This is a genomic window from Streptomyces albidochromogenes (assembly GCF_005981925.1).
GTDB lineage: Bacteria > Actinomycetota > Actinomycetes > Streptomycetales > Streptomycetaceae > Streptomyces > Streptomyces albidochromogenes.
Window position 1 is genome coordinate 1 of sequence record NZ_VBVX01000623.1, and the last position, 1,314, is coordinate 1,314.

Sequence of the window (1,314 nt, forward strand, 5' to 3'; positions counted from 1 at the left end):
GGGTCGGAGGGGGCGGCGAACGCTCCGTGCGAGCCGCCGAGCAGCCCTCCGATCACAGCGACCGCGACGGCGGTCGCACCCCTCGCGCCTCTCCTGCGCCCGAACTGCACGGCCGTCTCCTCAGTCGCGTCAGCGTCCCTGTGGGCCCCGAGCCCACCACCCGTCCGGCCGGGTGTCAATTTTCATACGGGGAACCAGGTGTGACGCGGGCCACGTTGATGGAACGTATACGTCTGCGGCCGTGTCCTTTGGGTAGGGCTGCTGTGTCCGTTCAGCCCACCGTAGGGAGGCCCCTGTGGCCGCTGCACAGCTTCTCCTCACCGCCCTCTCCAAACCCGTGCCCGCCCCCCGTGCCAAGCTCGACGACGCGTTCCCCTTCGACGACGCGGGCTTCGCGGAGCCGCTGTTCGCCTCCGAGCCGCCGCTGACCAGCGAACCCCCGATGGCAGACGCCGCCCCGCTCACGAGTGAGCCTCCGATGGCCGACGTCGCCCCCCTGACCAGCGAACCGACAGCCCACGGCACGGCATCGGGCGTGGAGCCCGCGGGGGTCTAGATGGGCCTTGCCCGGCTTGCGGCCCTGCACGGCGTCGCCACGTCCTACCAGCCCTCGGCGCACCGCACGCTCCAGGTCCCCGACGACACGGTGGTGGCCGTTCTGGCCGCCCTGGGCGTCGACGCGCGCACGCCCGAGGCGGTGCGTACGGCCCTCGAAGCGCACGAGGCCGCCGCCGCCCGCCGCCTGCTGCCCGCCACGCTGGTGTCCTGGACGGGCCCGGCCGGCCCCCAGCCGCCGCCGGCCCTCACCGGCCTGCCCCCGGGGACGCGGCTGCGCGTCGAGACGGAGCAGGGACCGGCCGTGGAGTGGGACATCCCGGACGCCGCCCCGCCCGAACCGCTCACGGACGCACCGCCGTCGGTGGCGGACGGTGCGGTCGGTGGGAGCGGTGCGGGCGGTGGGAGCGGTGCTGGCGGTGGGAGCGGTGGGAGTGGTGAGGGCCGCCTGGGCGGCCCGGGTCTTGCGGGCGGCCCGGGTCTTGCGGGCGATGCGGGCGTTGTTGACGTTGCGGGTGATGCGGGCTGGGGTCGGTTACCGCTCGGAGTGCACCGGTTGGGTGTCCGTACGCCGGACGGCCAGGAGGACGCCGCCACGCTGATCGTCGCCCCCTCCCGTGTCCCGCAGCCCCCCGGCCGCACGTACGGGTTCATGGTCCAGCTCTACTCCCTCCTCTCCCGGCGCTCCTGGGGCATGGGCGACCTCGCAGACCTCGCCGAACTCGCCGCCTGGTGGTCGTCGACGAGTCCTTCCTGGAG

Annotated in this window: 1 protein-coding gene and 1 pseudogene; both read left to right on the forward strand. The window is 74.3% G+C overall.

Going from position 1 to position 1,314, the window contains the following annotated elements; translation table 11 throughout:
* Positions 1-295 precede the first annotated feature (295 nt).
* Positions 296-556 (forward strand): hypothetical protein, encoded by a 261-nt coding sequence (locus E2E34_RS34375; RefSeq protein WP_138905725.1) that lies wholly within the window; start codon positions 296-298, stop codon positions 554-556.
* Positions 557-1,314, forward strand: a pseudogene (locus E2E34_RS36880) (4-alpha-glucanotransferase); the annotation flags it as partial.